General features: G+C 64.4%; 17 protein-coding genes and 1 pseudogene. 4 read left to right on the plus strand and 14 right to left on the minus strand.

The annotated features are described in order from the left end of the window. Positions 1-25: 25 nt before the first annotated feature. Complete coding sequence (gene dtd, locus ABZO33_RS00645; RefSeq protein WP_414534451.1) at positions 26-463, minus strand: D-aminoacyl-tRNA deacylase; 438 nt, start codon at positions 461-463, stop codon at positions 26-28. Then, positions 460-1,431, minus strand: coding sequence for a prolyl aminopeptidase (gene pip / locus ABZO33_RS00650; RefSeq protein WP_414534452.1), 972 nt, complete (start codon positions 1,429-1,431; stop codon positions 460-462). Before pip ends, dtd begins: the two co-directional genes overlap by 4 nt. Before the next feature lie 169 nt (positions 1,432-1,600). On the opposite strand from pip, the gene ABZO33_RS00655 reads away from it, so the two are divergent. Further along, the gene (locus ABZO33_RS00655; RefSeq protein WP_414534453.1) at positions 1,601-7,129 is read left to right on the plus strand and encodes a dermonecrotic toxin domain-containing protein; all 5,529 of its coding nucleotides are present in this window, start codon (positions 1,601-1,603) and stop codon (positions 7,127-7,129) included. Between the two features lie 57 nt (positions 7,130-7,186). Here ABZO33_RS00655 and hutG read toward each other — a convergent pair whose 3' ends face one another. The 7 genes from hutG to hutC form a co-directional block, all read right to left on the minus strand. Further along, positions 7,187-7,990 carry an N-formylglutamate deformylase gene (gene hutG / locus ABZO33_RS00660; RefSeq protein ID WP_414534454.1) on the minus strand — a complete coding sequence of 268 codons (804 nt, stop codon included), beginning with the start codon at positions 7,988-7,990 and terminating at the stop codon, positions 7,187-7,189. Between the two features lie 10 nt (positions 7,991-8,000). After that, entirely contained in the window at positions 8,001-9,206 is a 1,206-nt protein-coding gene (gene hutI / locus ABZO33_RS00665) for an imidazolonepropionase (RefSeq protein ID WP_414534455.1), read from the minus strand. Between the two features lie 18 nt (positions 9,207-9,224). Then, positions 9,225-10,628 (minus strand): amino acid permease, encoded by a 1,404-nt coding sequence (locus ABZO33_RS00670; RefSeq protein WP_414534456.1) that lies wholly within the window; start codon positions 10,626-10,628, stop codon positions 9,225-9,227. Between the two features lie 150 nt (positions 10,629-10,778). Beyond that, a complete protein-coding gene (hutH, locus tag ABZO33_RS00675; RefSeq protein ID WP_414534457.1) occupies positions 10,779-12,311 on the minus strand; it encodes a histidine ammonia-lyase in 1,533 nt (510 codons plus the stop codon). 87 nt (positions 12,312-12,398) lie between these two features. After that, positions 12,399-14,072 (minus strand): urocanate hydratase, encoded by a 1,674-nt coding sequence (hutU, locus tag ABZO33_RS00680; protein WP_414534458.1) that lies wholly within the window; start codon positions 14,070-14,072, stop codon positions 12,399-12,401. 201 nt (positions 14,073-14,273) lie between these two features. Next, entirely contained in the window at positions 14,274-14,846 is a 573-nt protein-coding gene (locus ABZO33_RS00685) for a HutD family protein (RefSeq protein ID WP_414534459.1), read from the minus strand. Then, positions 14,843-15,553, minus strand: coding sequence for a histidine utilization repressor (gene hutC / locus ABZO33_RS00690; protein WP_414534879.1), 711 nt, complete (start codon positions 15,551-15,553; stop codon positions 14,843-14,845). The genes ABZO33_RS00685 and hutC overlap by 4 nt, the downstream gene beginning before the upstream one ends. A gap of 144 nt (positions 15,554-15,697) precedes the next feature. Between hutC and ABZO33_RS00695 the strand changes: the two genes are divergently transcribed. Then, positions 15,698-17,062, plus strand: a complete 1,365-nt coding sequence (locus ABZO33_RS00695) for a formimidoylglutamate deiminase (protein ID WP_414534460.1) — start codon at positions 15,698-15,700, stop codon at positions 17,060-17,062. 72 nt (positions 17,063-17,134) lie between these two features. On the opposite strand, the gene ABZO33_RS00700 is transcribed toward ABZO33_RS00695, so the two are convergent. Both ABZO33_RS00700 and bamE read right to left on the minus strand, forming a co-directional pair. Beyond that, positions 17,135-17,707 (minus strand): lipocalin family protein, encoded by a 573-nt coding sequence (locus ABZO33_RS00700; RefSeq protein WP_414534461.1) that lies wholly within the window; start codon positions 17,705-17,707, stop codon positions 17,135-17,137. Continuing rightward, positions 17,704-17,958: an outer membrane protein assembly factor BamE gene (bamE, locus tag ABZO33_RS00705; RefSeq protein WP_079230016.1), complete on the minus strand. Its 255-nt coding sequence runs from the start codon at positions 17,956-17,958 to the stop codon at positions 17,704-17,706. The genes ABZO33_RS00700 and bamE overlap by 4 nt, the downstream gene beginning before the upstream one ends. A gap of 223 nt (positions 17,959-18,181) precedes the next feature. On the opposite strand from bamE, the pseudogene ABZO33_RS00710 reads away from it, so the two are divergent. Together ABZO33_RS00710 and ABZO33_RS00715 are read left to right on the plus strand one after the other, a co-directional pair. Next, positions 18,182-19,219 (plus strand): annotated as a pseudogene (locus ABZO33_RS00710) (cache domain-containing protein); the annotation flags it as partial. Positions 19,220-19,285: 66 nt separating this feature from the next. Then, positions 19,286-20,074 carry a methyl-accepting chemotaxis protein gene (locus tag ABZO33_RS00715; protein ID WP_372241261.1) on the plus strand — a complete coding sequence of 263 codons (789 nt, stop codon included), beginning with the start codon at positions 19,286-19,288 and terminating at the stop codon, positions 20,072-20,074. A 77-nt stretch (positions 20,075-20,151) separates the two neighbouring features. On the opposite strand, the gene ABZO33_RS00720 is transcribed toward ABZO33_RS00715, so the two are convergent. From ABZO33_RS00720 to ABZO33_RS00730, 3 genes are all read right to left on the minus strand, one after another. After that, positions 20,152-20,748 carry a DUF924 family protein gene (locus ABZO33_RS00720; RefSeq protein ID WP_414534462.1) on the minus strand — a complete coding sequence of 199 codons (597 nt, stop codon included), beginning with the start codon at positions 20,746-20,748 and terminating at the stop codon, positions 20,152-20,154. A 3-nt stretch (positions 20,749-20,751) separates the two neighbouring features. After that, a complete protein-coding gene (locus ABZO33_RS00725) occupies positions 20,752-21,762 on the minus strand; it encodes a class 1 fructose-bisphosphatase (protein WP_414534463.1) in 1,011 nt (336 codons plus the stop codon). Between the two features lie 193 nt (positions 21,763-21,955). Then, positions 21,956-24,421, minus strand: coding sequence for a glycogen/starch/alpha-glucan phosphorylase (locus ABZO33_RS00730; RefSeq protein WP_414534464.1), 2,466 nt, complete (start codon positions 24,419-24,421; stop codon positions 21,956-21,958). Between the last annotated feature and the right edge of the window lie 180 nt (positions 24,422-24,601).

Genomic DNA, 24,601 nt, shown 5'->3' on the forward strand with positions numbered 1-24,601 from the left:
TCGCCAAACAAAGGGTTTTTTGACCTCATATTTGTAACATAAATGTTACTGGGCCATCATTGACCAGATGCACCTGCATGTCAGCGCCGAAGCGACCACTGGCCACCTGCGGGTGCTGATCTTGTGCCTGGCTCAAAAGATAGTCGAAAAGCTCAGCGCCAAGGGCCGGCGGCGCAGCCGTCGAGAAGCTCGGGCGCATGCCGTTGCGGGTGTCGGCGGCCAGGGTGAACTGCGACACCAGCAGCAGGCCGCCGCCGACATCCTTGAGCGAGCGGTTCATCTTGCCCTGCTCGTCGCTGAACACCCGATAATTCAGCAGCTTGTGCAACAGCTTGTCGGCGTGCTCGGGCGAATCTTCAGGCTCGACCGCCACCAGCGCCAGCAACCCCTGGTCGATGGCGCCGACGACTTCCCCCGCTACCTCCACCCGGGCGCCGCGCACGCGCTGGATCAGCCCCTTCATGCTTCTTCCAGGGGCAAGTCGAGAAGGCGCCGGGCCATCTGGTCGGCGGCGCGCACCAGGGCATCGGTGATGCCGGGCTCGGAGGCGGCGTGGCCGGCGTCGCGGATCACCTTCAACTCACTGTTCGGCCAGGCCTGATGCAGTTCCCAGGCATTGTCCAGCGGGCAGATCACGTCGTAGCGGCCATGCACGATCACCGCCGGCAGATGGGCGATCTTCGGCATGTCGCGGATCAGCTGATCCTGCTCGAGGAAGGCGTTGTTGGTGAAATAGTGGCACTCGATGCGGGCGATCGACAGGGCACGCTGCGGCTCAGAGAAGCGATCGACCACCAGCGGGTTGGGGCGCAGGGTCGCGGTGCGGCCCTCCCAGGTGGACCAGGCCTTGGCGGCATGCATCTGGGCGATCTGGTCGTTGCCGGTCAGGCGCTTGTGGAAGGCCTTGACCAGGTCGCCACGCTCTTCCGGCGGAATCGGTGCGATGTAGTCCTGCCAGTAATCGGGGAACAGGCGGCTGGCGCCTTCCTGGTAGAACCAGTGGATCTCCTGCGGGCGGCACAGGAAGATGCCGCGCAGGATCAGACCATGCACGCGTTCGGGGTGTTTCTGGGCGTAGGCCAGGGCCAGGGTGGAACCCCAGGAACCGCCAAACAGCACCCACTTGTCGATGCCGAGATGCTCGCGGATGCGCTCCAGGTCCTCGACCAGGTGCCAGGTGGTGTTGTTCTCCAGGCTCGCATGGGGCGTGGAGCGACCACAGCCGCGTTGGTCGAATGTAATGATGCGGTACAGGTTGGGGTCGAAGTAGCAACGGCTCTGGGCATCGCAGCCCGCGCCCGGACCACCGTGGATGAACACCACGGGCAGACCTTCCGGCGAGCCGCTCTCATCGACATACAGCACATGCGGCGCTTCCACGGCCAGATCGTGCCGGGCGTAGGGTTTGATCTGCGGGTAGAGGGTCTGCATCGCGCACTCCGTGTGAGGTTTGGTTCGGCCGTGGGCCATCATAAACCTGAATTGCGCTTTGAGCACCGTCTACGCTGCCATGCCTGTTCGAAGGGCACACATAACTACCCCTCCCCAGCCAGACTGACCGGCGACAGTCCCCTGCCTCCTATCAAGCAAGGGCCCGACCATGCCAACCGCAGTCACTGCTCTACCTGGTGTTCATTACTCCACGATCGAACGCAAGCTCCCCGCCTGGCTCAGGCACGCACCGCCAGCAACCCATCGCGCATTGCGCAACTGGCGCCAGGCCCCGTCCTGGCTGGCGATGGCGATCCAGCAACAGCCGGACATCGCCAAGGCCTGGCAGGATGAACATGCCCGCCATCGTGAACACCAAGCCCAGGTGCAGAAGCTGTTCGAGCCGTTACCCGACCTGGAAAGCTACGCCGTCAACGTACTGAGCGAGGCTATCAAGCAGCGCTTCGGGGTCGACCTGGATGTGCGCAGCAGTTACCTGGTCGATGCCCGCCTGATCGAAACCAGCACCGGTGACAGCCGCCTGGCCGTCAACCGGGCGACCCGCTCACTGCTGCACTGCGCCCTGCACAACTTCGACGCGGGTGCCGCCGGCGAACATGGCATGGACGCACCAGCGGCACCGCTGAAGAAGTCGGTCATCCTGGATCACCGGCGCTTCATGGGTACCGTGCCGCTCACCAATACCCTGGACATCGCGGCCGAAGACTTCGCCGATCTGTGCCGCACCCTGGATATCGGCGGCACCTACCATACGCGACTGCACGCCATCTATTACCCGGCAGCCAGCGCCGAACTGAGCGCTGACGAAGTGGCACTGCAGATCTACCAGACCTTGGGCCAGGCTGAGGTGTCGGCGTTCAGACAATCGCTGCACTACGCCCGTCTCAAAGGCGATATCGGCGAAGCGCTGTACCAGGCCGCCCTTGCCGCGCCACTCGATCAGCTACCGGCGGGCGACGCCGCCGTGAGGTTCAGCCTGCTCGAATTGTGGCAAGCCGAGCTGACCGGCGTCGTGCTGATCACCCTGCAAGCCGAAGACCATCAGATCCTGGCACTTTACATCCCTGAGGACACTGCAACGCCTCTGCAGGAGTTCGCCAACCTGACAGCATTGAAAAGCGGGTTGACGGCCAGGCTCCAGGCCAACCCAGGCTACCTGGACAAACACCTTGCCGACCGGGACAAGGCGTCGATAAACGTCCGCCTCAAGGACCGGCTCACGCCCCTCGGTTGGAGCATCCGCGGCCTGCATGAACGTGTTCCGGCCCCACATGCCAGCCTGTACCCGGTCCTCCAGCCTTTGCGCTACGCGTTCCAGGGCGTCATGGCCTTCCAGAAAGCCCGGCGCCATGAGCAGGATGTGCTGTTCCACGCCACGCCAACCGAAATCGTCGACCGACGCAGTGCCCAGGCCCACCGGGAGCTGATTGCCGGCCGCCTCCTGATGGGCCTGAACATCGCCGGGTTCTTCGTGCCGGGGCTGGGAGAACTGATGCTCGCCGTGTGCGTGACCCAGCTGGCCCATGAAGTGTACGAGGGCATCGAGGCCTGGGAGAACGACGAGCGCGATATAGCCTACGGGTACCTGGTGGACGTGATCGAAAACGTAGCGATCATGGCCGCCCTCAGCGCGGCGGCCAAGGTTGCCAGAGGTAGACGCAGAGGTGACGGCGAGACAGGCACAGACGCGAACCCACCATGGGTGGAAGAGCCGGACGAGGAAGAGCCTGAAGGCCGGCGTATTGCTGTGGAAACACCCTCCTTCATCGAAGAACTGGAAGACGTCGAAACMCCCGACGGACAGACCCGCCTGTGGAAACCCGACCTCACCCCCTACCAGAGCACCGAGGTACTGCCAGACCATCTGGCACCGGATGAGCTCGGCCTGCGGCACCATCAGGGCAAACGCTGGTTGGCACTGGAGGGCAAGCAATACATCGTCGAACCGGCATCAACCAGCGGTGCATACCGTCTGCGACACCCGCTGAACCCGCGCCGTTACCGCCCACCGCTTCGGCACAACGGCGCCGGAGCCTGGCTGCACGCGATGGATAAGCCGCTGAGCTGGTCGGGCATCAGGTTGCTGCGCCGTATCGGCCACCTGAGTGCGGATTTTGACGAGCTGACACTGCAGCGGATACTCGCCGTCAGCGGTACAGAGGAAGACACACTGCGCCGAGCCCTGGCAGAGAACCAGCGCTTGCCAGCCCTGCTGGAAGACACGTTGCAACGCTTCAAGCTGGACCAGGCGATACGTCAGCTGCCCGACGCCACCACCCACCCTGCCAAGTTTTCCAGGGCCTACGCCAACCTTGCGCACACCCCACCAGCAGTTGCCACAGCCATCCAGCGGCTGTACCCGCAACTGCCGGGGGCAGTCACCACTGAGTTGGTTCGCAACGCCAGCCCCAGTGAACTGCAGGTACTCGGAACCGGCAAGATCCCCCTGCGCCTTGGCGAGGAAATTCGCGTCTACCAGCAACAGGTGCGCCTTGCACGCACCTATGAAGGGCTCTACTTGACCTGCGTGCGCAACTGGGACAGTGACCGTCTGATCATGCATGCGCTCGAGCGACTGCCCGGCTGGCCCGTCGGGACCAGACTGCGGCTACTCCAGCGCACCTCCTGGCCGGCGGGTGAGCATGGCATAGGGCCGCAGGATGCTCGTTCTTGTCCAACCATCACCCACGCTGAGGCCGGCTACATCGTCCATGAAGAAGCCCCGACGGGCGCCGCCATCCCCCCCCACCCAAGCCTGTATGGCGCCTTGTACAAAGCACTGCCAAGGGCCATGACGCAACTGCAGGTCGTCGATCAACAAGCGCTGCAGCGCCTGCTGCAGCATAGCCCGCTGCTATCGCGCTCACACTTGCGCACGCTGCTGGGCATGCGCCCCGTGCGCCCCGGCTACCGTTCGCCCATGCGCCTTGCCGATGGCCACCTGGGTTATCCACTGAGTGGCAACAGCGCGACCGGACAAGGCGTGACTCGCCAGCACCTTCTCGAAGCAGTCGGGGCAACAGGGCTGGTTGCACGTACCGGGCGCACGCCAGATGAGGTGCTATTGGTGCTTGCCAGCCACGGCCGTACCCAGCAGCAGGTACTCGAACAGCTGCAGGCACTGCTGGAGCAACGCTCTGAATTGCAAAGCAGGCTGGACGACTGGAGCGAAGCCATTTCGCCGGCAACGGACCAGGCGGCACAGGCTTATGAGCGCTTGCGCGAGGCGGTCATGCAGTATTGGTATGACACCGCTCTGGATGAAAGCAACCAGCATCAGGCTCCGTTACGATTTGCCCAGGTCCCCTTGGCCGACATTCCGCTGACTTTGCCCGATTTCTTCAATACGCGCGTGCGCCACCTGAGCCTGGTCGACCTGCCTGCAGGCACTTTGGCAGGCTGGGCGCAAAACGAGCGCCTGCTGCAACGTCTGCTCAGGCAGATGCCAAATATCGAATCACTGGAAATCAGTCGGCCTTATCAGCCAACGGCGACGCCCTCCTCGTTCCTGTTCAGCACTCCCACCATCACCGGACACTTGCCCATGCTGCGCAGGCTGGTAATGACCAACCAGAACATTGCGTTGTCCGAAAGCGATGTGAACCTGCTGGCAGGGCTTACCCAACTGAGGTACCTGGACCTGAGCGGCAACCGCTTGTCACAAAACAATAGCCCAAGCTTCCATGAGTTTTCCCTGGACTACCTGGGCCTGGACCAAATGCAACTGGCGCAATGGCCCCTCGGCATTGGCGCCGATGCCTTGGGACGGATCAGCCATTTGTCCATGCGCAACAACAACCTCAGATCGCTGCCTGCGTTCTTGCTCAACGAGGCTGATACCCTGCCGACCCCACCCGTCATCGCGCTTGAGGGCAACAGCCTCAACCCGACCCACCTGCAACGCCTGCTGCTCAATGAGCAGGCCGAGACAGCCAGCATCAGCGTGGATCTGCCTGCCGACCTGAGCGAGCGGCTTGCCCGCATTCGCAATGAACGGCAACAGATGCGCGACGCGATCGACGGCTGGGCACAGGCCTCCAGCTCAAACAACCCGCTGACCCAAGCCGCACTGGCGGACCGGCAGCGTATCGCTGCGGCCCTGACCCAGTTCTGGGAACGGCAGGAGCAAGGCCTGGAATACCTGCACCTGCAACTCGAAGACGTGGCCATCGAAAACTTCCCCCGACGGCTTCCCGCGTTTTTCTACGCGCACGTGAATGCAATGACGCTGACACGCTTGCGCGGCAGCACCGCGCAGCTTGATGAGCTGCTCAGCCGCTTTGCCAATGTCACCCGACTGACCATCGATGAACACCAGGCCGCCACGTCATCGCTGGCATCCGCACTGGCGCGCCTACCCCGACTCAACTACCTGGAGTTTCGCAACATGGGCCTGGAAGTCGACCAGGCCATGCTGGAAGCCTTTGCGGTATCGGAGCACCTGACCTCGCTGGACCTGTCAGGCAATCGTCTGGGCATCGTCAACCAAGTGCCCGCACGGCTCGCCAGCAACCTGCAGTCGCTGGCGTTGACCAATATGAACCTGCAGGCCTGGCCAAGCTGGTGCGACAGCCTGCTGCCGTTGGAGTTGCTGGATCTGAGTTCGAACAGCATCACCCAGCTACCCGAGCACATCCTGGCAAACCTGAACAATCCCATGCCGATCTCGTCGATCGCCTTGTTCGACAACCCATTGCCAGTGGAAACCATTCTGCGTGCACGCGCATTCTCTGATAGCCAGCACAGTTTTTCCTTCGCTCTGGACATCCCGGAGAACCTGATGTTCGTCGAGACATCGAGCGAAGGATCGTTCGATCACCCGCATTTCCCCTTGCTGGGTGACGACACACCGAGGCTGGAAGACTGGATGTTGGGCAGCGAGGCACAGAACGAGGCATTACAGGACTGCTGGGCAACGCTTGAAGGCAGCAACCTGTTGCGCCTGGTGGGCCGCTTGCACAATGCCGCGCCCTATGTCGACCCGAACACCCGAGCCAGCTTCTGCGAGCGAGTGCGCATGATGCTGGTGGTGGCCGCCAGCAACGCAACCGAGCGGCCGACCATGGAGAGCATTGCCGCAGCGGCATTGCCTGACCCGGAAACCGGCGCGCAGACCTGCCACGATGGTGCGCTGCAGGAGTTCAACAACATCGAGTTGTACCTGATGGCGCGGCATCTGCTGATCGAGGCGGGTGATACCTTGCAAACGCTGAGCCGACGCCTGTTGCAACTGTTCCGGATTGAACAGCTGGACAAGCTGGCAAACCAGCGATCCGGCCCTGGCGATATGGTTTCGGTGCGTCTGGCCTACCGCCGCGAACTTTCCAGGGAACTGGACCTGCCGATTGCTGACAGCATGCGCTTCAGAGGCGCCGCCAATCTGGCTCGGGATGAGCTGTCCAGCGTTCTGGAGTCGGTGCGCAAAAGTGAACTGAGCGATGCTTTGGTCGACTACATGCTGGCAAACAGCGACTGGACCACTCGTCTGCGCGCAGAGCATGCCGAGCGTTTCGCCGAAATAGAGGCGCGCTTCCGCCTTCGGGTGCTGGAGCTGGCCAATCAGGACAGCGCGCTTGAGGAAGAACTGAAACTGCAGCAAGAGCTGCAGTGGGACAAGGACCAGGAAGAGCAGGAACTGCTGCGCGAACTGACCCTCTTGCAGATCACTAACAATTGATCCATATCCGCCGACGACGCGAAGGCTTGCTCCGCGTCGCTGTTTTAGCGGCCAGTTTCACCGCCCGTAACGGACTACGCCCCAATCTAACGACGTCTGCAAAAGCTGCTGCAACACTTGCTGTGTCGGTTTTGCCAAGTCTTCACGGTAACTGAAGGGCTCGATCTCTTCCATGTAGGTGCTCTGGGCCAGCTCCAGTTGCACCGCATGGATGTGGTTGGCCGGATCGCCATAATGGCGAGTGATGTGCCCGCCTTTGAAGCGACCGTTGAGCACATGGGTGTAACCGGCGAATCCGCCGCACACGCCCTGCAACCGTTCGGCCAGTTGCGGGTCGCAGCTGGCGCCATTGAAGGTGCCGAGGTTGAAATCCGGCAGCTTGCCATCGAACAGGTGCGGGATCAGCGAACGGATCGAGTGGGCATCCCACAACAACGCATAGCCGAACTCGTCGCGCAGACGGTCCAGTTCACGACGAATCGTGTCGTGGTAGGGCCGCCAGATCCCCTCCAGGTACGTTGCCCGTTCGTCGGCAGTCGGTGCCTGGCCGTCCTTGAACAGCGGCTTACCGTCGAACAAGATCGCCGGGTAAAGGCCAGTGGTGGCACCCACGTACAGCGGCTTGTCGTCATCCGGCCGGTTCAGGTCGATGACGAACCGCGAGTACTCCGCCGCCACCACGCTGGCGCCCAGGTCACGAGCGAAGTCATACAGGCGTGGGATATGCCAGTCGGTGTCCGGCAGGCTGCGGGCCTGGTCGACCAAGCCGTCGCGCACGGCGTCGGTGAGGCCGAGCCCGGCATGGGGCATGCTGATCAGCAACGGCAGGCGGCCCTGGTGAAAACTCAATACCTTGTCCATGTGCCCTCGCTCAGTTGGATATTTCATGGCCCAGGCGCACCACGCGCTTGGGCAGGTCGCCGCCGAGCCAGTAGCTGAGGTCGGCCGGGCGTTCGATCTGCCAGGCGATGAAGTCGGCAACCTTGCCCACTTCCAGAGAGCCATGGCTGGTGTCCAGGCCCAACGCCGTGGCGGCGTGCACGGTGACGCCGGCCAGGGCTTCCTCGGGGGTCATGCGGAAACAGGTGCAGCCCATGTTCAGCATCAGGCGCAGCGACAGCCCCGGCGAGGTGCCGGGGTTGAGGTCGCTGGCCAGGGCGATCTTCACGCCGTGCCGGCGCAAGGCATCCATCGGCGGCAGCTGGGTTTCGCGCAGGAAGTAGAACGCCCCCGGCAGCAGCACCGCGACGGTGCCGGACTGCGCCATGGCTATGGCGTCTTCCTCGGTCATGAACTCCAGATGATCGGCCGACAATGCCTGGTAGCGCGCTGCCAGGCTGGAACCGTGCAGTGACGACAGCTGCTCGGCATGCAGCTTGACCGGCAGGCCGAGCTCACGGGCCTTGATGAACAGCCGCTCGACCTGGGCGGGAGAAAACGCCAGGTGTTCGCAGAAGGCATCCACCGCATCCACCAAGCCCTCGGCGGACAGCGCCGGGAGCATTTCATCGCAGATGTGGGCGATGTAGTCGTCGGCCCGGCCAACGTACTCCGGCGGCAGGGCATGGGCAGCCAGGCAGGTGCTGCGCACGGTCACCGGCAGCTCCTCGCCCAGGCGCCGAGCCACGCGCAACATCTTGCGCTCGCTCTCGAGGTCCAGGCCATAGCCCGACTTGATCTCTATGGTGGTCACGCCATCGCGCATCAGCGCCTGAACCCGCTGGCGGGCACTAACAAACAGCGCGTCCTCGCTGGCCGCGCGGGTCGCCCGCACGGTGCTGGCGATACCGCCGCCCTGGGCGGCGATCTCGGCATAGCTGACGCCCTGCAGGCGCTGCTCGAACTCGCCGCTGCGGTTACCGCCGAACACCGCATGGGTATGGCAGTCGATCAGCCCGGGGGTGACCCAGGCGCCGCCCAGGTCGACGACGCGGTCGGCCGCGACCGGCGGCACGTCAGCGCGGGGGCCGATCCACTCGATCAGGCCCGCGCTGGTGACGATCGCCGCGTCCTCGATGACCGAATAACGGCCGTCGGTCATGGTCGCGGCGTGGCAGTGCTGCCAGAGGGTTCTCATCAGGATCTCCTTTCTAATTCAGCGGTGCAGCTCGGCAGGTTCCCGGACCGGCTCGCCACCACCGGCGCGTGGCTTGCACCACAGCAGGTAGGACGCCACCAGGAACACCACCCAGACCACGCCGACGAGCAATGCCGCCTGGGTGTCGGGGAAGTAGCCGAGCACACCAAAGATGAACACCATGAAGGCAATGGCCAAGGCCGGGCCATAGGGCCAGAAGGGTACCGGGAACTTGAGCTGGGCGACTTGCTCGCGGCTCATGCTGCGGCGCATGGCGACCTGGGTGACCAGGATCATCAGCCACACCCACACGGTGGCGAAGGTGGCGATCGAAGCGATCAGCAGGAACACGTTCTCCGGGATCAGGTAGTTGAGCAGCACACCGATCAGCAGTGCCGCGCCCATCACCACCACGGTCATCCACGGTACGCCGTGTTTCGACAGTTTGCCGAAGCCACGCGGTGCCTGGCCGTGCTGGGCCAGGCCGTACATCATGCGCCCGGCACCGAAAATGTCGCTGTTGATCGCCGAGATGGCCGCCGAGATCACCACGATATTGAGCACGGCCGCGGCTGAGCCAATCCCCAGGTTGCTGAAGATCTGCACGAATGGGCTGCCCTGGCTGCCGATCTGCGGCCATGGGTACAGGCACATCAGCACGAACAGGGTGAGCACGTAGAACAGCAGGATGCGCAGCGGCACGGCGTTGATCGCCTTTGGGATCACACGCTGAGGGTCTTTCGCTTCACCTGCGGTGACGCCGATGATCTCGATGCCGCCGAAGGCGAACATCACCACCGCGAACGAGGCGATCAGGCCACTGATGCCATTGGGCATGAAGCCGCCGTGCTCGAACAGGTTGCTCACCCCGACAGCCTGCCCGGTGCCCACCTGGCTGAAGCCGAAGGCCATGATGCCGAGGCCGGCGAGGATCATCGCAACGATGGCGCCAACCTTGAGCAGCGACAGCCAGAACTCCATCTCGCCGAACACCCGCACGTTGCACAGGTTCAGGCCGCCGATCAGGAACACGATGCCCAGCACCCAGATCCAGCGGGCGACCTCCGGGAACCAGAAGCCCATGTAGATACCAAAGGCGGTGACGTCGGCGATGGCGACGATGACCATCTCGAAGGCGTAGGTCCAGCCGAGGATGAAGCCGGCCATGGGGCCGAGGTAGGTGCTGGCGTAGTGGCCGAAGGAGCCGGCCACCGGGTTGTGCACGGCCATTTCGCCGAGGGCGCGCATGACCATGAACACGGCGGCGCCGCCGATCAGGTAGGCCAGCAGCACGGCCGGGCCGGCCATCTGGATGGCCGAGGCCGAACCGTAGAAAAGCCCGGTACCGATTGCCGAACCGAGCGCCATGAAACGGATGTGCCGGGCCGACAGCCCGCGCTTGAGACCTTGAGCTTGTTGCATGTCACGTCCTTATTGTTGTTCTGGTCGTGAAATCGAGAAGGGGCTGTTGCACAGCCCATCGCCGGCAAGCCGGCTCCCACAGGAAGTGGCGCTGCACCTCTGTGGGAGCCGGCTTGCCGGCGAAAGGGCCGCACAGCGGCCCCAGCGGCATTACAGGCTTGGCAGGACACCAACCGGCAGCAGGCCGGTCAGGGTGCCTTTGGCCAGCAACGCGGCAGCCGCCTCGATATCCGGCGAGAAGAAGCGGTCGCGGTCATAGTGCGGCACTTCGCGACGCAGCGCCTGGCGCGCCTGCTCCAGCTTGGCGGAGGTCTTCAGGCCCTTGCGCAGGTCCAGGCCCTGGCAGGCACCCAGCCATTCGATGGCCAGCACGCCACGGGTGTTCTCGGCCATTTCCCACAGGCGCTTGCCGGCGGCCGGGGCCATCGACACATGGTCTTCCTGGTTGGCCGAAGTCGGCAGGCTGTCGACGCTGTGCGGGTGCGACAGCGCTTTGTTCTCGCTGGCCAGCGCGGCGGCGGTGACCTGGGCGATCATGAAGCCGGAGTTGACCCCGCCGTTTTCCACCAGGAACGGCGGCAGCTGGGACATGTGCTTGTCCATCATCAGCGAGATGCGACGCTCGCTCAGCGAGCCGATCTCGGCGATCGCCAGGGCCAGGTTGTCGGCAGCCATGGCCACCGGCTCGGCGTGGAAGTTACCACCGGAGATCACGTCACCCTCGGCGGCGAACACCAGCGGGTTGTCCGACACGGCGTTGGCTTCGATGCCCAACACGTCGGCGGCCTGGCGGATCTGGGTCAGGCAGGCGCCCATGACTTGCGGCTGGCAGCGCAGCGAGTACGGATCCTGAACCTTGTCGCAGTTCTTGTGCGACAGCGACACTTCGCTGGAATCACCCAGCAGGTCGCGGAAGCAGGCGGCGGTGTCGATCTGGCCACGCTGGCCGCGCACTTCATGGACACGCGCATCGAACGGCGAGCGCGAACCCAGCGCCGCCTCGACGCTCAGGCCGCCACAGGCGATGGCCGCGGCGTACAGGTCTTCGGCCTGGAACAGGCCACGCAGGGCGTAGGCGGTGGAGGCCTGGGTGCCGTTGAGCAGGGCCAGGCCCTCTTTCGCGGCCAGGGTCAACGGCTCCAGGCCGGCGACAGCCAGGGCTTCGGTGGCCGGCAACCACTGGCCCTTGTAGCGGGCCTTGCCTTCGCCCAGCAGCACCAGCGACATATGCGCCAGCGGCGCCAGGTCACCGGAGGCGCCGACCGAACCTTTCAGCGGGATGTGTGGATAGACTTCGGCGTTGACCAGGCCGATCAGCGCATCGATGACTTTGCGGCGGATGCCGGAGAAGCCACGGCTGAGGCTGTTGATCTTGAGCACCATGATCAGCCGTACCAGGTCGTCGTCCAGCGGCGCGCCGATACCGGCGGCGTGGGACAGCACCAGCGAACGCTGCAGGTTTTCCAGGTCGTGGCTGGCGATGCGGGTCGAGGCCAGCAGGCCGAAACCGGTGTTGATGCCGTAGGCGGTACGGTCTTCGGCGATGATCTGCTCGACGCAGGCGACGCTGGCGTCGATGGCGGGCGCGGCGCTGGCATCGAGCTGCAGGCGCACGGGCGCGGCGTGGATGGCGCGCAGCTGGGCCAGGGTCAGGGTGCCGGGCTTGAGGGTCAATTCGGTCACTTCGCTACTCCAATCGCATGGGGCCACGCGGGGCCCCTTCTTGTTGTTCAGTATCACCCGTGAAGGGTGCGATCCAAAGCGCGGCGATCAGCCGGTGATCATCGGCAGGTCCAGGCCCTGCTCCTTGGCGCAGTCGATGGCGATCTGGTAGCCGGCGTCGGCGTGGCGCATCACGCCGGTCCCCGGGTCGTTGGTCAGCACGCGGGCGATGCGCGCGGCCGCCTCGTCGGTACCGTCGCAGACGATGACCATGCCCGAGTGCTGCGAGAAGCCCATACCCACGCCACCGCCATGGTGCAGCGAAACCCAGGTGGCACCGCCTGCGGTGTTGAGCAGGGCATTGAGCAGCGGCCAGTCGGAGACCGCGTCGGAGCCGTCGCGCATGGCTTCGGTTTCACGGTTGGGGCTGGATACCGAGCCCGAATCCAGGTGGTCACGGCCGATGACGACGGGTGCGGACAGCTCGCCGCTGCGCACCATCTCGTTGAACGCCAGGCCCAGCTTGGCGCGCAGGCCCAGGCCAACCCAGCAGATGCGCGCCGGCAGGCCCTGGAAGCTGATGCGCTCGCGGGCCATGTCCAGCCAGCGGTGCAGGTGGGCGTCGTCGGGGATCAGTTCCTTGACCTTGGCGTCGGTCTTGTAGATGTCCTCGGCATCACCGGACAGCGCGGCCCAGCGGAACGGACCGACACCGCGGCAGAACAGCGGGCGGATGTAGGCCGGGACGAAGCCTGGGAAGTCGAAGGCATTGGCCACGCCTTCTTCCTTGGCCATCTGGCGGATGTTGTTGCCGTAGTCGAAGGTCGGGATGCCCTGCTTCTGGAAGTCGAGCATGGCTTTGACATGCACGGCCATCGATTGCTTGGCGGCCTTGACCACGGCAGCCGGGTCGGTCTGGGCGCGGTCGCGGTACTGCTCCCAGGTCCAGCCGGCCGGCAGGTAGCCGTTGAGCGGGTCGTGGGCGCTGGTCTGGTCGGTGACCATGTCCGGGCGTACGCCGCGCTTGACCAGCTCCGGCAGGATCTCAGCGGCGTTGCCGTGCAGGGCGATGGAGATGGCCTTGCCTTCGGCGGTGTACTTGGCGATACGCGCCAGGGCGTCGTCCAGGTCAGTGGCCTGCTCGTCGACGTAGCGGGTCTCGAGGCGGAAGTCGATGCGGCTCTGCTGGCACTCGATGTTCAGCGAGCAAGCGCCGGCCAGGGTCGCGGCCAGTGGCTGGGCACCGCCCATGCCACCCAGGCCCGCGGTCAGTACCCATTTGCCCTTGAGGCTGCCGTTGTAGTGCTGGCGGCCGGCTTCGACGAAGGTTTCGTAGGTGCCCTGGACGATGCCCTGGCTGCCGATGTAGATCCAGCTGCCGGCGGTCATCTGGCCGTACATGGCCAGGCCCTTGGCGTCCAGTTCGTTGAAGTGTTCCCAGTTGGCCCAGTGCGGCACCAGGTTGGAGTTGGCGATCAGCACGCGCGGGGCGTTGCTGTGGGTCTTGAACACGCCGACCGGCTTGCCCGACTGCACCAGCAGGGTTTCGTCGTCTTCCAGGCGGGTCAGGGTCTCGACGATCTTGTCGTAGCACTCCCAGTTGCGCGCGGCGCGGCCGATGCCGCCGTACACCACCAGCTCTTTCGGGTTTTCGGCGACCTGCGGGTCGAGGTTGTTCATCAGCATGCGCAGCGGGGCTTCGGTGAGCCAGCTCTTGGCGGTCAGCTTGTTGCCACGCGGGGCACGGATTTCTACGTCACGGTACTTGTTGTTGTCAGTCACGGGGATGTCCTCTGCGGTCGTCCGACGGCATGTGTGTGTCGTGGTGACTATACAAACACACCTTTACTTGTATGTACAAGCATAGGCAACCAAAAAAAGTGACCATTCCTCGGACGAAAAACGAAAAAGGGGCCGCAGCGCACCCCATCGCTGGCAAGCCAGCGATAGGCTGCACAGCAGCCCCCTTTCAGCGATGAAAGATCAGTGTGAAATCAGCTCGATCAGGCAGAACCTCCCCTGCACATTCACTTCCAGCAACCCTTCATTGCCATCAATCCGCAGACAGTCATACCGCCCAAGCTTCTGCGTCTGCTCCCCAGCCAGCCCCGCCTCGACATGAGTGCTGGCGGCAAACAGCAACAGCGTCGAAGCCGAGCTGAACAACCGATTCGAACCATCAAACCACTGCAACCTGGGCCGATACCGCTGCGGCGCATAGATCAGGTTGAAATCGCGAATCGCCCCGCCCAACAGCTTGCAACTGACCTGGCTTTCGCCACTGAAGGCGAAGGCGTCGAACGGCAGCAACGGCCGGCTGGCCTGGCCATCGACCAGCAGGCGCATGCCATCGCCCTGCAATACGGTGATGATCCGCTGGTACCCGGTGAAGCTGGAAAAACCACCAGACTCCTCGATATCGGCAATTGACAGACGCCAGCCGAAACCGTCCAGGCTGTCGCCAGCGTCGCGGGTAATCTCTTCGGTGAAACCGCCACCGTTCTTCCAGGGCATGCGCGGGTAATCCTGGGCGCGCAACAGCTGCAACTGAGTCATTTGCTGAATCGTCCTTCCAGACGGTGACGGGAACCGGGGTGGATCAGGCGCGCGGCGGTCACCGGCTGGCGCCCCGACCAGGTGCGACGGCGGATCAGCAGGCACGGCTCGCCCCGCTCGATCTGCAGCAGCGTGCATTCTTCAGGCTCGGCGAGGATGGCCTCGACCACGTGCTCGCCTTCGGTGAGCGGCGCAACCTGCGACAGGTAGGCGTAGGGCGTTTGCCGGGTGAAATCCTGATTGAGGTAGTCCGGGGCGATGGCGGCGTTGACGTAACGGTCCTCGATCTGCACCGGCACGCCGTTCTCGTAATGCACGATCAGCGAATGGAACACCCGCTGGCCTTCGCGCATGTCCAGGGCCAGGGCGCGCTCGGAACCGGCCGCCTCCTCGGCCAGGGTTATCACCTGGCAGCTATGCTGGTGGCCACGGCCGGCGATCTCGTCGGCGATGTTGTTGACCTCGAACAGCGCCGAGCGGCTCTTGGGTTCGGCGACGAAGGTGCCGACGCCCTGCATGCGTACCAGCAGGCCTTCGGCGGTCAGTTCGCGCAGGGCGCGGTTGATGGTCATGCGGCTGAAGCCCAGCTCGCTGACCAGTTCGCTCTCCGAGGGCACCCGGTGATGAGGCGGCCAGCTGCCGCTCTCGATCTGCTGGATGATCATCTGTTTCACCCGGGCGTAGAGCGGCGCCGGCCCTTCGCCCATCTGGGCAACCAGCGCGGAGACAGGAAGTGTCGGCACGGCGTTGAATCCTTGTGCGGTTGGAGTGAACGGTAGCTTGCCGGAGTTTACCCGGCAGGCAAACGGCTGTATATGTATATACAAGTTAACAATAACAGGATTTCACCGATGCCCGCCTACTTCGCCGAACGCGCCCTGCTCCCTTCGGGCTGGGCCCGCAATGTCCGTCTGGAGGTCGCCGCCGACGGTCGGCTGGCCGCGATCATGGCCGATGCCGACGCCGAGGGCGCCGAGCACCTGGGTGGCCCGCTGCTGCCGGGCATGCCCAACCTGCACTCGCACGCATTCCAGCGGGCCATGGCGGGGCTGGCGGAAGTGGCCGGCAATCCCAACGACAGCTTCTGGACCTGGCGCGAGCTGATGTACCGCCTGGTCGGCCGGATCACCCCGGAACAGCTGCAGGTCATCGCCCGCCAGCTGTACATCGAGATGCTCAAGGCCGGCTACACCTCGGTGGCCGAGTTCCATTACGTGCACCATGACCAGAACGGCCAGGCCTATGCCGACCCTGCCGAGCTGTCACGGCGCATCAGCGCCGCCGCCGCCGCCAGCGGCATCGGCCTGACCTTGCTGCCGGTGCTCTACAGCCACGCCGGGTTCGGCGGCCAGGCACCCAATGACGGCCAACGGCGCTTCATCAACTCAACCGAACAATACCTGCGCCTGCAACAGCAGCTAGCACCATTGCTGGCACAACAGCCGGCGCAGGCACTGGGGCTGTGCTTCCACTCGCTGCGCGCCGTTACACCGGGGCAGATCGCCGATGTGCTCGGTGCCAGCGACAAGTCCTGCCCAATCCATATCCACATCGCCGAGCAACAGAAGGAAGTCGATGACTGCCTGGCCTGGAGCGGCCGCCGTCCGCTGCAATGGCTGTACGAGCATGTCGATGTCGATCAGCGCTGGTGCCTGGTCCATGCCACCCATGCCGAAGCCGGCGAAGTCGCCGCCATGGCCCGCAGTGGCGCGGTGGCAGGCCTGTGCCTGACCACCGAGGCGAACCTGGGTGACGGCATCTTCCCGGCGGTGGACTACCTGGCCCAGGGCGGGCGAATGGGTATCGGCTCGGACAGCCATGTGTCACTGAGCGTGGTCGAGGAGCTGCGTTGGCTGGAATACGGCCAGCGTCTGCGCGACCAACGGCGCAACCGGCTGTATCGCGGTGACCAGCCGATGGTCGGCCGCACCCTCTACGACGCTGCGCTGGCAGGCGGTGCACAAGCGCTGGGGCAGCCGATCGGCGAGCTCGCCGTGGGCAGGCGCGCGGACTGGCTGGTGCTCGATGGGCAGGATCCGTACCTGGCCGTGGCCGACGGCGATGCCATCCTCAACCGCTGGCTGTTCGCCGGTGGCGATCGGCAGGTGCGCGATGTGATGGTCAATGGCCAATGGGTCGTGCGCCAGGGGCGGCACGGCCAAGAAGAGGAAAGCGCAGTGGCGTTCGTCGAGGTACTGCGCCAGCTGTTGGACTGATATCTGAAACCATCGCGGGGCAAGCCCGCTCTCACTGAGGCGTGGGAGCGGGCTTGCCCCGCGATTGCGTGTTCAATGGCGAGCGACGATGCTCTTGTCGGGCGTGCGCCAGATCAGCCGGCTGGTATCAAAGCCCTGCTGCCGCGCCTTGGCCAGCAGGTTCTCGCGCTCCCAGGCCGGCAACGAAGGCGTGCGAGAAAGAATCCACAGGTACTTGCGATCCGGGCTGCCGACGATCGCCGTACGGTAGCGCTCGTCGACGAACAGGATCCAGTAGTCCCCCTTGGCCACCCCGGGCACCAGGCGGGTGAACCAATTGTCGAACTCCACCCACAGTTTGTCGGTGCGGCCCGCCTGCTGCGGCGTGGCATGGCCCTCGGCACGCAGCCACTCGTCGCCCATCGTACGGCAACGGTTGAGCACGCCGACCGTGCCGTCGGGCTTGAGGTTGTAATGGGCTTCGGATTGGGCGCAGCCGTCCTGGTATTTCATTGGCAGGCGCGCCAGCTCGAACCATTTGCCCTGGTAACGCTTGAGGTCGACCGCACCTGCGGTCTTCGGCGCCAGCGGGTCGGTGGCCGAGGTGGCGCAGCCACCCAGCAGCATCACCAGGCACACGCCCAGCAGCAGGTGCAGATGCCTCATTTGAGGCCCTGCCCGGAATACATCAGGACCTTGTCCGCCGCGTACTGCACGCTGATGAAGCTCTTCTCGTCCCCCCAGGTGCAGCTGCTCATGCCCAGCGCACCCGAGCACTCCGTAGGCGTGCCGAGCAACTGCTCGACCTCGGCCTTGTTCATGCCGGCCTTGAGCTTGGAATAGTTTTCCTGGTTGATCTTGCTGCAGGCGGTCAGGACGACGCACAAGGACAACAGGGCGAGGGAACGCAACGACATGAAGGGACACTCCTGGAGATGGATACACAGGCACGAGGACCTGCAGGGAGCTTAGAAGGGAAAAAGGCTCCTCGGTTCCCTGGCCGAGGAGGTTTCGTTGTGCACCGTTGGTCGCCTGGCGCGCAAACGATTAATGTTTTATATCTGCGCGTCGACATAGAGCGGTGGTGTGGCCTTTTGCCGCACCCCTCCCCTTCGTGCCCGTGCGCAGATTCCAAGAAAAATGACCAAGAACCTCAAGTTCAGCCACAAGATCCTGCTGGCCGCCGCCCTGGTGGTGGCCGTCGCCTTCACCTGTTTCGTCCTGTTCAACGACTACCGACAACGTCAGTCGCTGCGCAGCGACACCGAGTCGACGCTGCAGGCGCTGGGCAACCTCACCGCTGGCAACATCCGCACCTGGCTCGACAGCCGCATCCAGCTGGTGAATTCGGTGGCCCAGCAGATCGCCGTCGACGGCCCAGCCAAGAGCAGCCTCGAGCGCATCCTGGCGTTGCCGGTGTATGGCGGCAACTTCATCCTCACCTACTTCGGCGGCCAGGACGGCAGCATGCAGTCGGTACCAGTAGGCAACCGCGCCGCCGACTACGACCCGCGCGTGCGCGGCTGGTACAAGGCGGCCAGCGCAGCGGGCCAGACCATCGTCACCGAACCGTATATCTCGGTCTCGGCCGGCAAGCTGGTAATTACCCTGGCCACTCCGGTGCAACAAGGCGGGCGCATGATCGGCGTAAGCGGTGTCGACACCGACCTGCAGACCATCAGCAACCTGATCAACACCCTGGACTTCGGCGGCCACGGGCACGCCTTCATCGTCAACGGCGAGGGCAAGGTGCTCATCCACCCCAAGGGCGAACTGGCGCTCAAGCCCCTGGCGGAGGTCTACCCCGGCAGCAACCTGCGCATCGGCAGCGGCCTGAAGGAAGTGGAGGTCGAGGGTCGCAAACAGTTCATCAGCTTCACCCACGTCGATGGCGTGCCGTCGGCAGACTGGTATGTGGCGCTGGTGCTGGACCAGGACGCGGCCTTCGCCATGCTCGGCGAGCTGCGCACTTCGGCCGTGGTGGCGACACTGATCGCGGTGGTGGTGATCATCGCCCTGCTCGGCTTGCTTATCCGCGTGCTGATGGAACCGCTGCACGTCATGGGCCGCGCCATGCGCGACATCGCCGAAGGCGAAGGTGACCTGACCCGGCGCCTGGCCATCCACGCCCAGGACGAGTTCGGCAGCCTGGCGCAGTCGTTCAACCGCTTCGTCGAGCGCATCCACGAATCGATCCGCGAAGTGGCCTCGGCCACCGGCCAGGTGAATGCCGTGGCCGGCCAGGTGGTCAGCGCCTCGAACGCCTCGATCCACAACGCCGACCAGCAGTCCAGCCGCACCAGCAGTGTCGCCGCGGCGATCAACCAGCTCGGCGCCGCCGCCCAGGAAATCGCCCAGAACGCCGCCCTTGCCTCACAGCACTCCAGCGCCGCCCGCGGCCTGGCCGAGGAAGGCCAGCAAGTGGTCGGCGAAACCATCGACGTGATGAACCAGCTGTCGGCGCGCATCAGCGATGCCAGCGGCAACATCGAGACGCTGAACAACCATACGGCGAACATCGGCCAGATCCTCGATGTGATCAGCGGCATTTCGCAGCAGACCAACCTGCTGGCGCTCAACGCGGCCATCGAGGCGGCCCGTGCCGGCGAAGCCGGACGCGGCTTTGCAGTGGTGGCCGACGAGGTGCGCAACCTGGCCCACCGCACCCAGGATTCGGCGCAGCAGGTGCAGCGCCTGATCGAGGAGCTGCAGGCCGGCGCCCAGGTGGCGGTCAGCACTATGAACCAGAGCCAGCAGCACAGTGACCGCAGCGTGGGCATCGCCAACCAGGCCGGCGAACGCCTGGGCAGCGTCACCCAGCGCATCGGCGAGATCGACGGCATGAACCAGTCGGTGGCCACCGCCACCGAAGAGCAGACGGCCGTGGTCGAGTCGATCAATGTCGACATTACCGAAATCAATACGCTGAATCAGGAAGGGGTGCAGAACCTGCAGAGCACCTTGCGGGCCTGCACCGACCTTGAGCATCAGGTCGAGCGGTTGAAGCATCTGGTGGGCAGCTTCAGGATCTGAGCAAGCGGCGTGGGAGCGGGCTTGCCCCGCGATGGGCTATCGCGGGGCAAGCCCGCTCCCACGCCCTGTCACAGGCCTTAAAAGCGGGACCCAGGCTCCAGCAAGAAGTCCATCTCTTCACTGGTGCTCGGGCGGTTCAGCACCAGGTTGCGGTGCGGGAAGCGCCCGAAGCGGGCGATCACCCGCTGGTGCTGCTCGGCATAATCGAGGAAACCTTCGAACAACCTGCGGTTGGCCTCCGGTTGCTCGCCCAGCAGGGTCTGGTAACGCTCGACGCACAGGTTCTGCCAGTCCAGCACCTCGGCATGCTCCAGCACCAGCAACACGAATACCCGCTGGATCGGCAGCAGCTGGTAATCCCAGCCCTTCTGCAACCCCTGCATGGCCACCACCTGGGCACGCCGGTCGCCTTCGAAGGCACGCGGCGTGTCGCGGTGGATCATGCGCGGCAGCTGATCCAACAGGATCAGCAAGCCGAGCCAGCCCTGGGGGCTCTGCTGCCACTCGTCGAGCCCGCCCGCCAGGGCTTGCTCGACCAGGTCGCCGAACAGCGCCTGGGCATCGGCGTCGTGATGCTTGCCGAACCACAGCGTGTTCTTCTCGTCAGCCACGGCCTGGGCACTTGTGCCCCAACCGAACCACCACTCCAGCAACGGCTGCCAAGGTGCGAGCATGACTTACTCCTTGTGGTAGGCGGTGACGCGCTCGACCTCTTCCTTCGAGCCGAGGATCACCGACACGCGCTGGTGCAGGCTCTCCGGCTTGATATCGAGGATACGCTCGTAACCGTTGGTGGAGGCGCCGCCGGCCTGTTCGATGATGAACGACATCGGGTTGGCTTCGTACATCAGGCGCAGCTTGCCCGGCTTGCTCGGCTCGCGGGCGTCGCGTGGGTACATGAACAGGCCGCCACGGGTCAGGATGCGGTGCACGTCGGCCACCATCGAGGCGATCCAGCGCATGTTGTAGTTCTTTTTCAGCGGCCCGGTCTCGCCGGCCAGCAGCTCGCCCACGTAGCGTTGCACCGGGGCTTCCCAGTGGCGCTGGTTGGACATGTTGATGGCGAACTCGGCGGTGGTGGCCGGTACCTGGATGTTTTCGTGAGTCAGGACGAAGCTGCCCAGCTCGCGGTCCAGGGTGAAGCCCTTGACGCCGTTGCCCAGGGTGAGGATGAGCATGGTCTGCGGGCCGTAGATCGCATAACCGGCGGCAACCTGCTCGGTACCCGGCTGCAGGAATGCATTCTCGTTCAGGGTTTCGTTCTGGCTCAGGTATTCGTTCGGGCAACGCAGCACCGAGAAGATGGTGCCGACCGAGACGTTGACGTCGATGTTCGACGAGCCGTCCAGCGGGTCGAAGACCAGCAGGTAGGCGCCTTTGGGGTATTTGCCCGGGATCTGGTAGGCATTGTCCATCTCTTCGGAGGCCATGCCGGCCAGGTGACCGCCCCACTCGTTGGCTTCGAGCAGGATGTCGTTGGAAATCACGTCGAGCTTCTTCTGCACCTCGCCCTGGACGTTCTCGGTGCCCATGCTGCCCAGCACGCCGCCCAGGGCGCCCTTGGACACGTGGTGGCTGATCTCCTTGCACGCACGCGCCACCACTTCGATCAGGAAGCGCAGATCGGCAGGGGTATTGTTGCTGCGGGTCTGCTCAATCAGATAGCGACTCAGGGTAACGCGGGACATGTATGGCTCCGAAAAGGAAAGGGGGAGAAAAACCCCCGCAGTTTACAGGGAGAGTGACGGGCTAGCGAGCAAAGAGACTCGCTGGAAGGGGTTAGGTTCAGCAGCGGGCCGGCCGATGGTCGGCTGAACGCCCCATCGCGGGGCAAGCCCGCTCCCACGCAGATCCAGCTGGGGGCCCCGTGATGGACCCGGCTCAATCCAGCGCCTTCCAGATCTCGGTGGCATACTCGCGAATGGTCCGGTCCGACGAGAACCAACCCATCCGCGCCGTGTTCAGCACCGCCACGCGCCACCAGTCGTGCGGCGCATGCCACAACTCCTCGACCCGCCGCTGGGCGTCCCAGTAGGCATCAAAGTCGGCGCACACCAGGAAGCGGTCGTAGGCGATCAGCCCGTCCACCAACCCGGCATAGCGCGCCGGATCATCAGGCGAGAACACCCCGCTGCGAATCGCTTGCAGCACATCGCCCAGGCGATGGGAGGCAGCGATCGCCGACGCGGCGCCAAAGTCGCCGCTGCGCTTGCGCGCCTCCACCTGCTGCGCGGTCAGGCCGAAGATGAACATGTTCTCCGCCCCTACCTGCTCGCACATCTCGACGTTGGCGCCATCGAGGGTGCCGATGGTCAGCGCGCCATTGAGGCCAAACTTCATGTTGCTGGTACCGGAGGCCTCATAGCCGGCCGTGGAAATCTGCTCGGACAGGTCCGCCGCCGGGATGATGCTCTCGGCCAGGCTGACGTTGTAGTTGGGCAGGAACACCACCTTGAGCAAGCCGCGCACGGTGGGGTCGTTGTTGACCACCCGGGCGATGTCGTTGGCCAGCTTGATGATCAGCTTGGCCTGGTGGTAGCTGGCCGCAGCCTTGCCGGCGAAAATCTTCACCCTTGGCACCCAGTCGGTGCTCGGGTCGTTGCGGATGGCCTGGTACAGCGCCACGGTGTGCAGCAGATTGAGCAACTGGCGCTTGTACTCGTGGATGCGCTTGACCTGCACATCGAACAGCGCCTCCGGGTTGACCGTCACGCCGATCCGGTCCTGGATGATGCTGGCCAGGGCGCGCTTGCTGTGCAGGCGCTGGGCGGCGAACTGCTTGCGGAAGGTGGCCTTGTCGGCGAACGGCGCCAGCCCCTTCAACTTGCCCTCAGGGTCGTCCAGCAACTCGGGGCCCAACGCCTCGATCAGCATCGCGGTGAGTGGCGGATTGGCCTGGTACAGCCAACGGCGGAAGGTGATGCCGTTGGTCTTGTTGTTGATCCGCTGCGGGTAGAGCTTGTGCAGCTCGGCGAACACCGTGCTTTTCATCAGCTTGCTGTGCAGCGCCGACACGCCGTTGACGCTGTGCGAGCCGAGGAACGCCAGGTTGCCCATGCGCACCCGGCGGCCATTGTCTTCCTCGATCAACGACACCGCGCGCAGCACGTCGAAGTCGTGCAGGCCTTTGGCCCGCAGTGCGTCGATATGGTAGGCATTGATCAGGTAGATGATCTGCATGTGCCGCGGCAGCATGCGCTCCATCAATGCCACCGGCCAGGTTTCCAGGGCTTCGGGCAACAAGGTGTGGTTGGTGTAGGCCAGGGTGCCGACGGTCAGCGCCCAGGCTTTGTCCCAGGGGATTTCGTGCTGGTCGACCAGCAGGCGCATCAGCTCGGCCACGGCAATCGACGGGTGGGTGTCATTGAGCTGGATGGCCGCGGCGTCCGGCAGGTTGAGCAGGTCCTTGTGCATGTTCAGGTGGCGCCGCAGCAGGTCCTGCAGCGAGGCCGAAACGAAGAAGTACTCCTGGCGCAGGCGCAACTCCTGCCCCGCCTCGGTACTGTCGGCCGGGTACAGCACCCGCGAGATGCTTTCGGCGCGGGCCACCTCGGCCACCGCGCCCAGGTGGTCGCCGGCGTTGAAGCGCTCCAGGTGCAGCTCCTCCAGCGCCCGGGCACGCCACAGGCGCAGGGTATTGACGCTGGAGCCGCGCCAGCCGACCACCGGCGTGTCGTAGGCCACCGCCCGCACCGTCTCGCCCGGCCACCAGACCTGACGCTGTTGGCCATTGCCTTCCTGCACGGTCTCGACGCTGCCACCGAAACTGATCGGGTAGATCACCTCCGCCCGCTCGAACTCCCAAGGGTTGCCGAAATCCAGCCAGTTCTCGGTCTGTTCCTGCTGCCAGCCATCGACTACCGCCTGGCGGAACAACCCATGCTCGTAGCGAATGCCATAGCCATGGGCAGCAATACCCAGGGTCGACATGCTCTCCATGAAGCACGCCGCCAGGCGCCCGAGGCCACCGTTGCCCAGCGCCGCGTCGGGCTCGAGCAGGCGGATGCGCTCCAGGTCGACGTCCAGCCCTTCGAGGGCCTCGCGGGCGATCTCCAGGTAACCGAGGTTGCTCAGGCTGTCGTACAGCAGGCGGCCGATGAGAAACTCGAGGGAGAGGTAATACACCCGCTTCTGGCTACGGCGGTAAGCCTGGCGGGTGTGATCCATCCAGTGGTCGACCATATGGTCGCGGGCAGCCAGGGCAATAGCCTCGAACCAGTCGTGGTCGAAGGCGTGTTCCGGGTCTTTGCCAACGGCGTAGGTCAGCTTGGCCAGCACGGCGGCGCGGAACGCGGCCACCTCGTCGGGATGAGCTTTGGCCTCACGGGCCTTGTTTTCCTGGGACATGCGGCATCCTCGGGCAAGTAGGCAAAAGCGCAGGGAGAGTGTTCAGCCTAGACGCTCTGACACACAGCGACAGCGAGCGTTCGCGGTTTTCATCAACCGCCAGGAGAATCGGGCAAAAGGTTGTTCACAAATTGAACAACTCCGGTATGATCGCGCGCCCCAAGACCGTGATTCACCCCA

It is taken from the genome of Pseudomonas sp. CAM1A (genome assembly GCF_047501685.1).
Classification (GTDB): Bacteria; Pseudomonadota; Gammaproteobacteria; order Pseudomonadales; family Pseudomonadaceae; genus Aquipseudomonas.

Excerpts from the sequence above, each read along its gene's own strand:
- hutG (WP_414534454.1), bottom strand. The coding sequence starts at position 7,990 with ATGGACAAGGTATTGAGTTTTCACCAGGGCCGCCTGCCGTTGCTGATC.
- hutC (WP_414534879.1), bottom strand. The coding sequence starts at position 15,553 with ATGGGCGAAGGGCCGGCGCCGCTCTACGCCCGGGTGAAACAGATGATC.
- ABZO33_RS00670 (WP_414534456.1), bottom strand. The coding sequence starts at position 10,628 with ATGCAACAAGCTCAAGGTCTCAAGCGCGGGCTGTCGGCCCGGCACATC.
- ABZO33_RS00695 (WP_414534460.1), top strand. The coding sequence starts at position 15,698 with ATGCCCGCCTACTTCGCCGAACGCGCCCTGCTCCCTTCGGGCTGGGCC.
- ABZO33_RS00725 (WP_414534463.1), bottom strand. The coding sequence starts at position 21,762 with ATGTCCCGCGTTACCCTGAGTCGCTATCTGATTGAGCAGACCCGCAGC.
- dtd (WP_414534451.1), bottom strand. The coding sequence starts at position 463 with ATGAAGGGGCTGATCCAGCGCGTGCGCGGCGCCCGGGTGGAGGTAGCG.
- ABZO33_RS00720 (WP_414534462.1), bottom strand. The coding sequence starts at position 20,748 with ATGCTCGCACCTTGGCAGCCGTTGCTGGAGTGGTGGTTCGGTTGGGGC.
- ABZO33_RS00700 (WP_414534461.1), bottom strand. The coding sequence starts at position 17,707 with ATGAGGCATCTGCACCTGCTGCTGGGCGTGTGCCTGGTGATGCTGCTG.
- hutI (WP_414534455.1), bottom strand. The coding sequence starts at position 9,206 with ATGAGAACCCTCTGGCAGCACTGCCACGCCGCGACCATGACCGACGGC.
- ABZO33_RS00730 (WP_414534464.1), bottom strand. The coding sequence starts at position 24,421 with ATGTCCCAGGAAAACAAGGCCCGTGAGGCCAAAGCTCATCCCGACGAG.
- bamE (WP_079230016.1), bottom strand. The coding sequence starts at position 17,958 with ATGTCGTTGCGTTCCCTCGCCCTGTTGTCCTTGTGCGTCGTCCTGACC.
- pip (WP_414534452.1), bottom strand. The coding sequence starts at position 1,431 with ATGCAGACCCTCTACCCGCAGATCAAACCCTACGCCCGGCACGATCTG.
- ABZO33_RS00685 (WP_414534459.1), bottom strand. The coding sequence starts at position 14,846 with ATGACTCAGTTGCAGCTGTTGCGCGCCCAGGATTACCCGCGCATGCCC.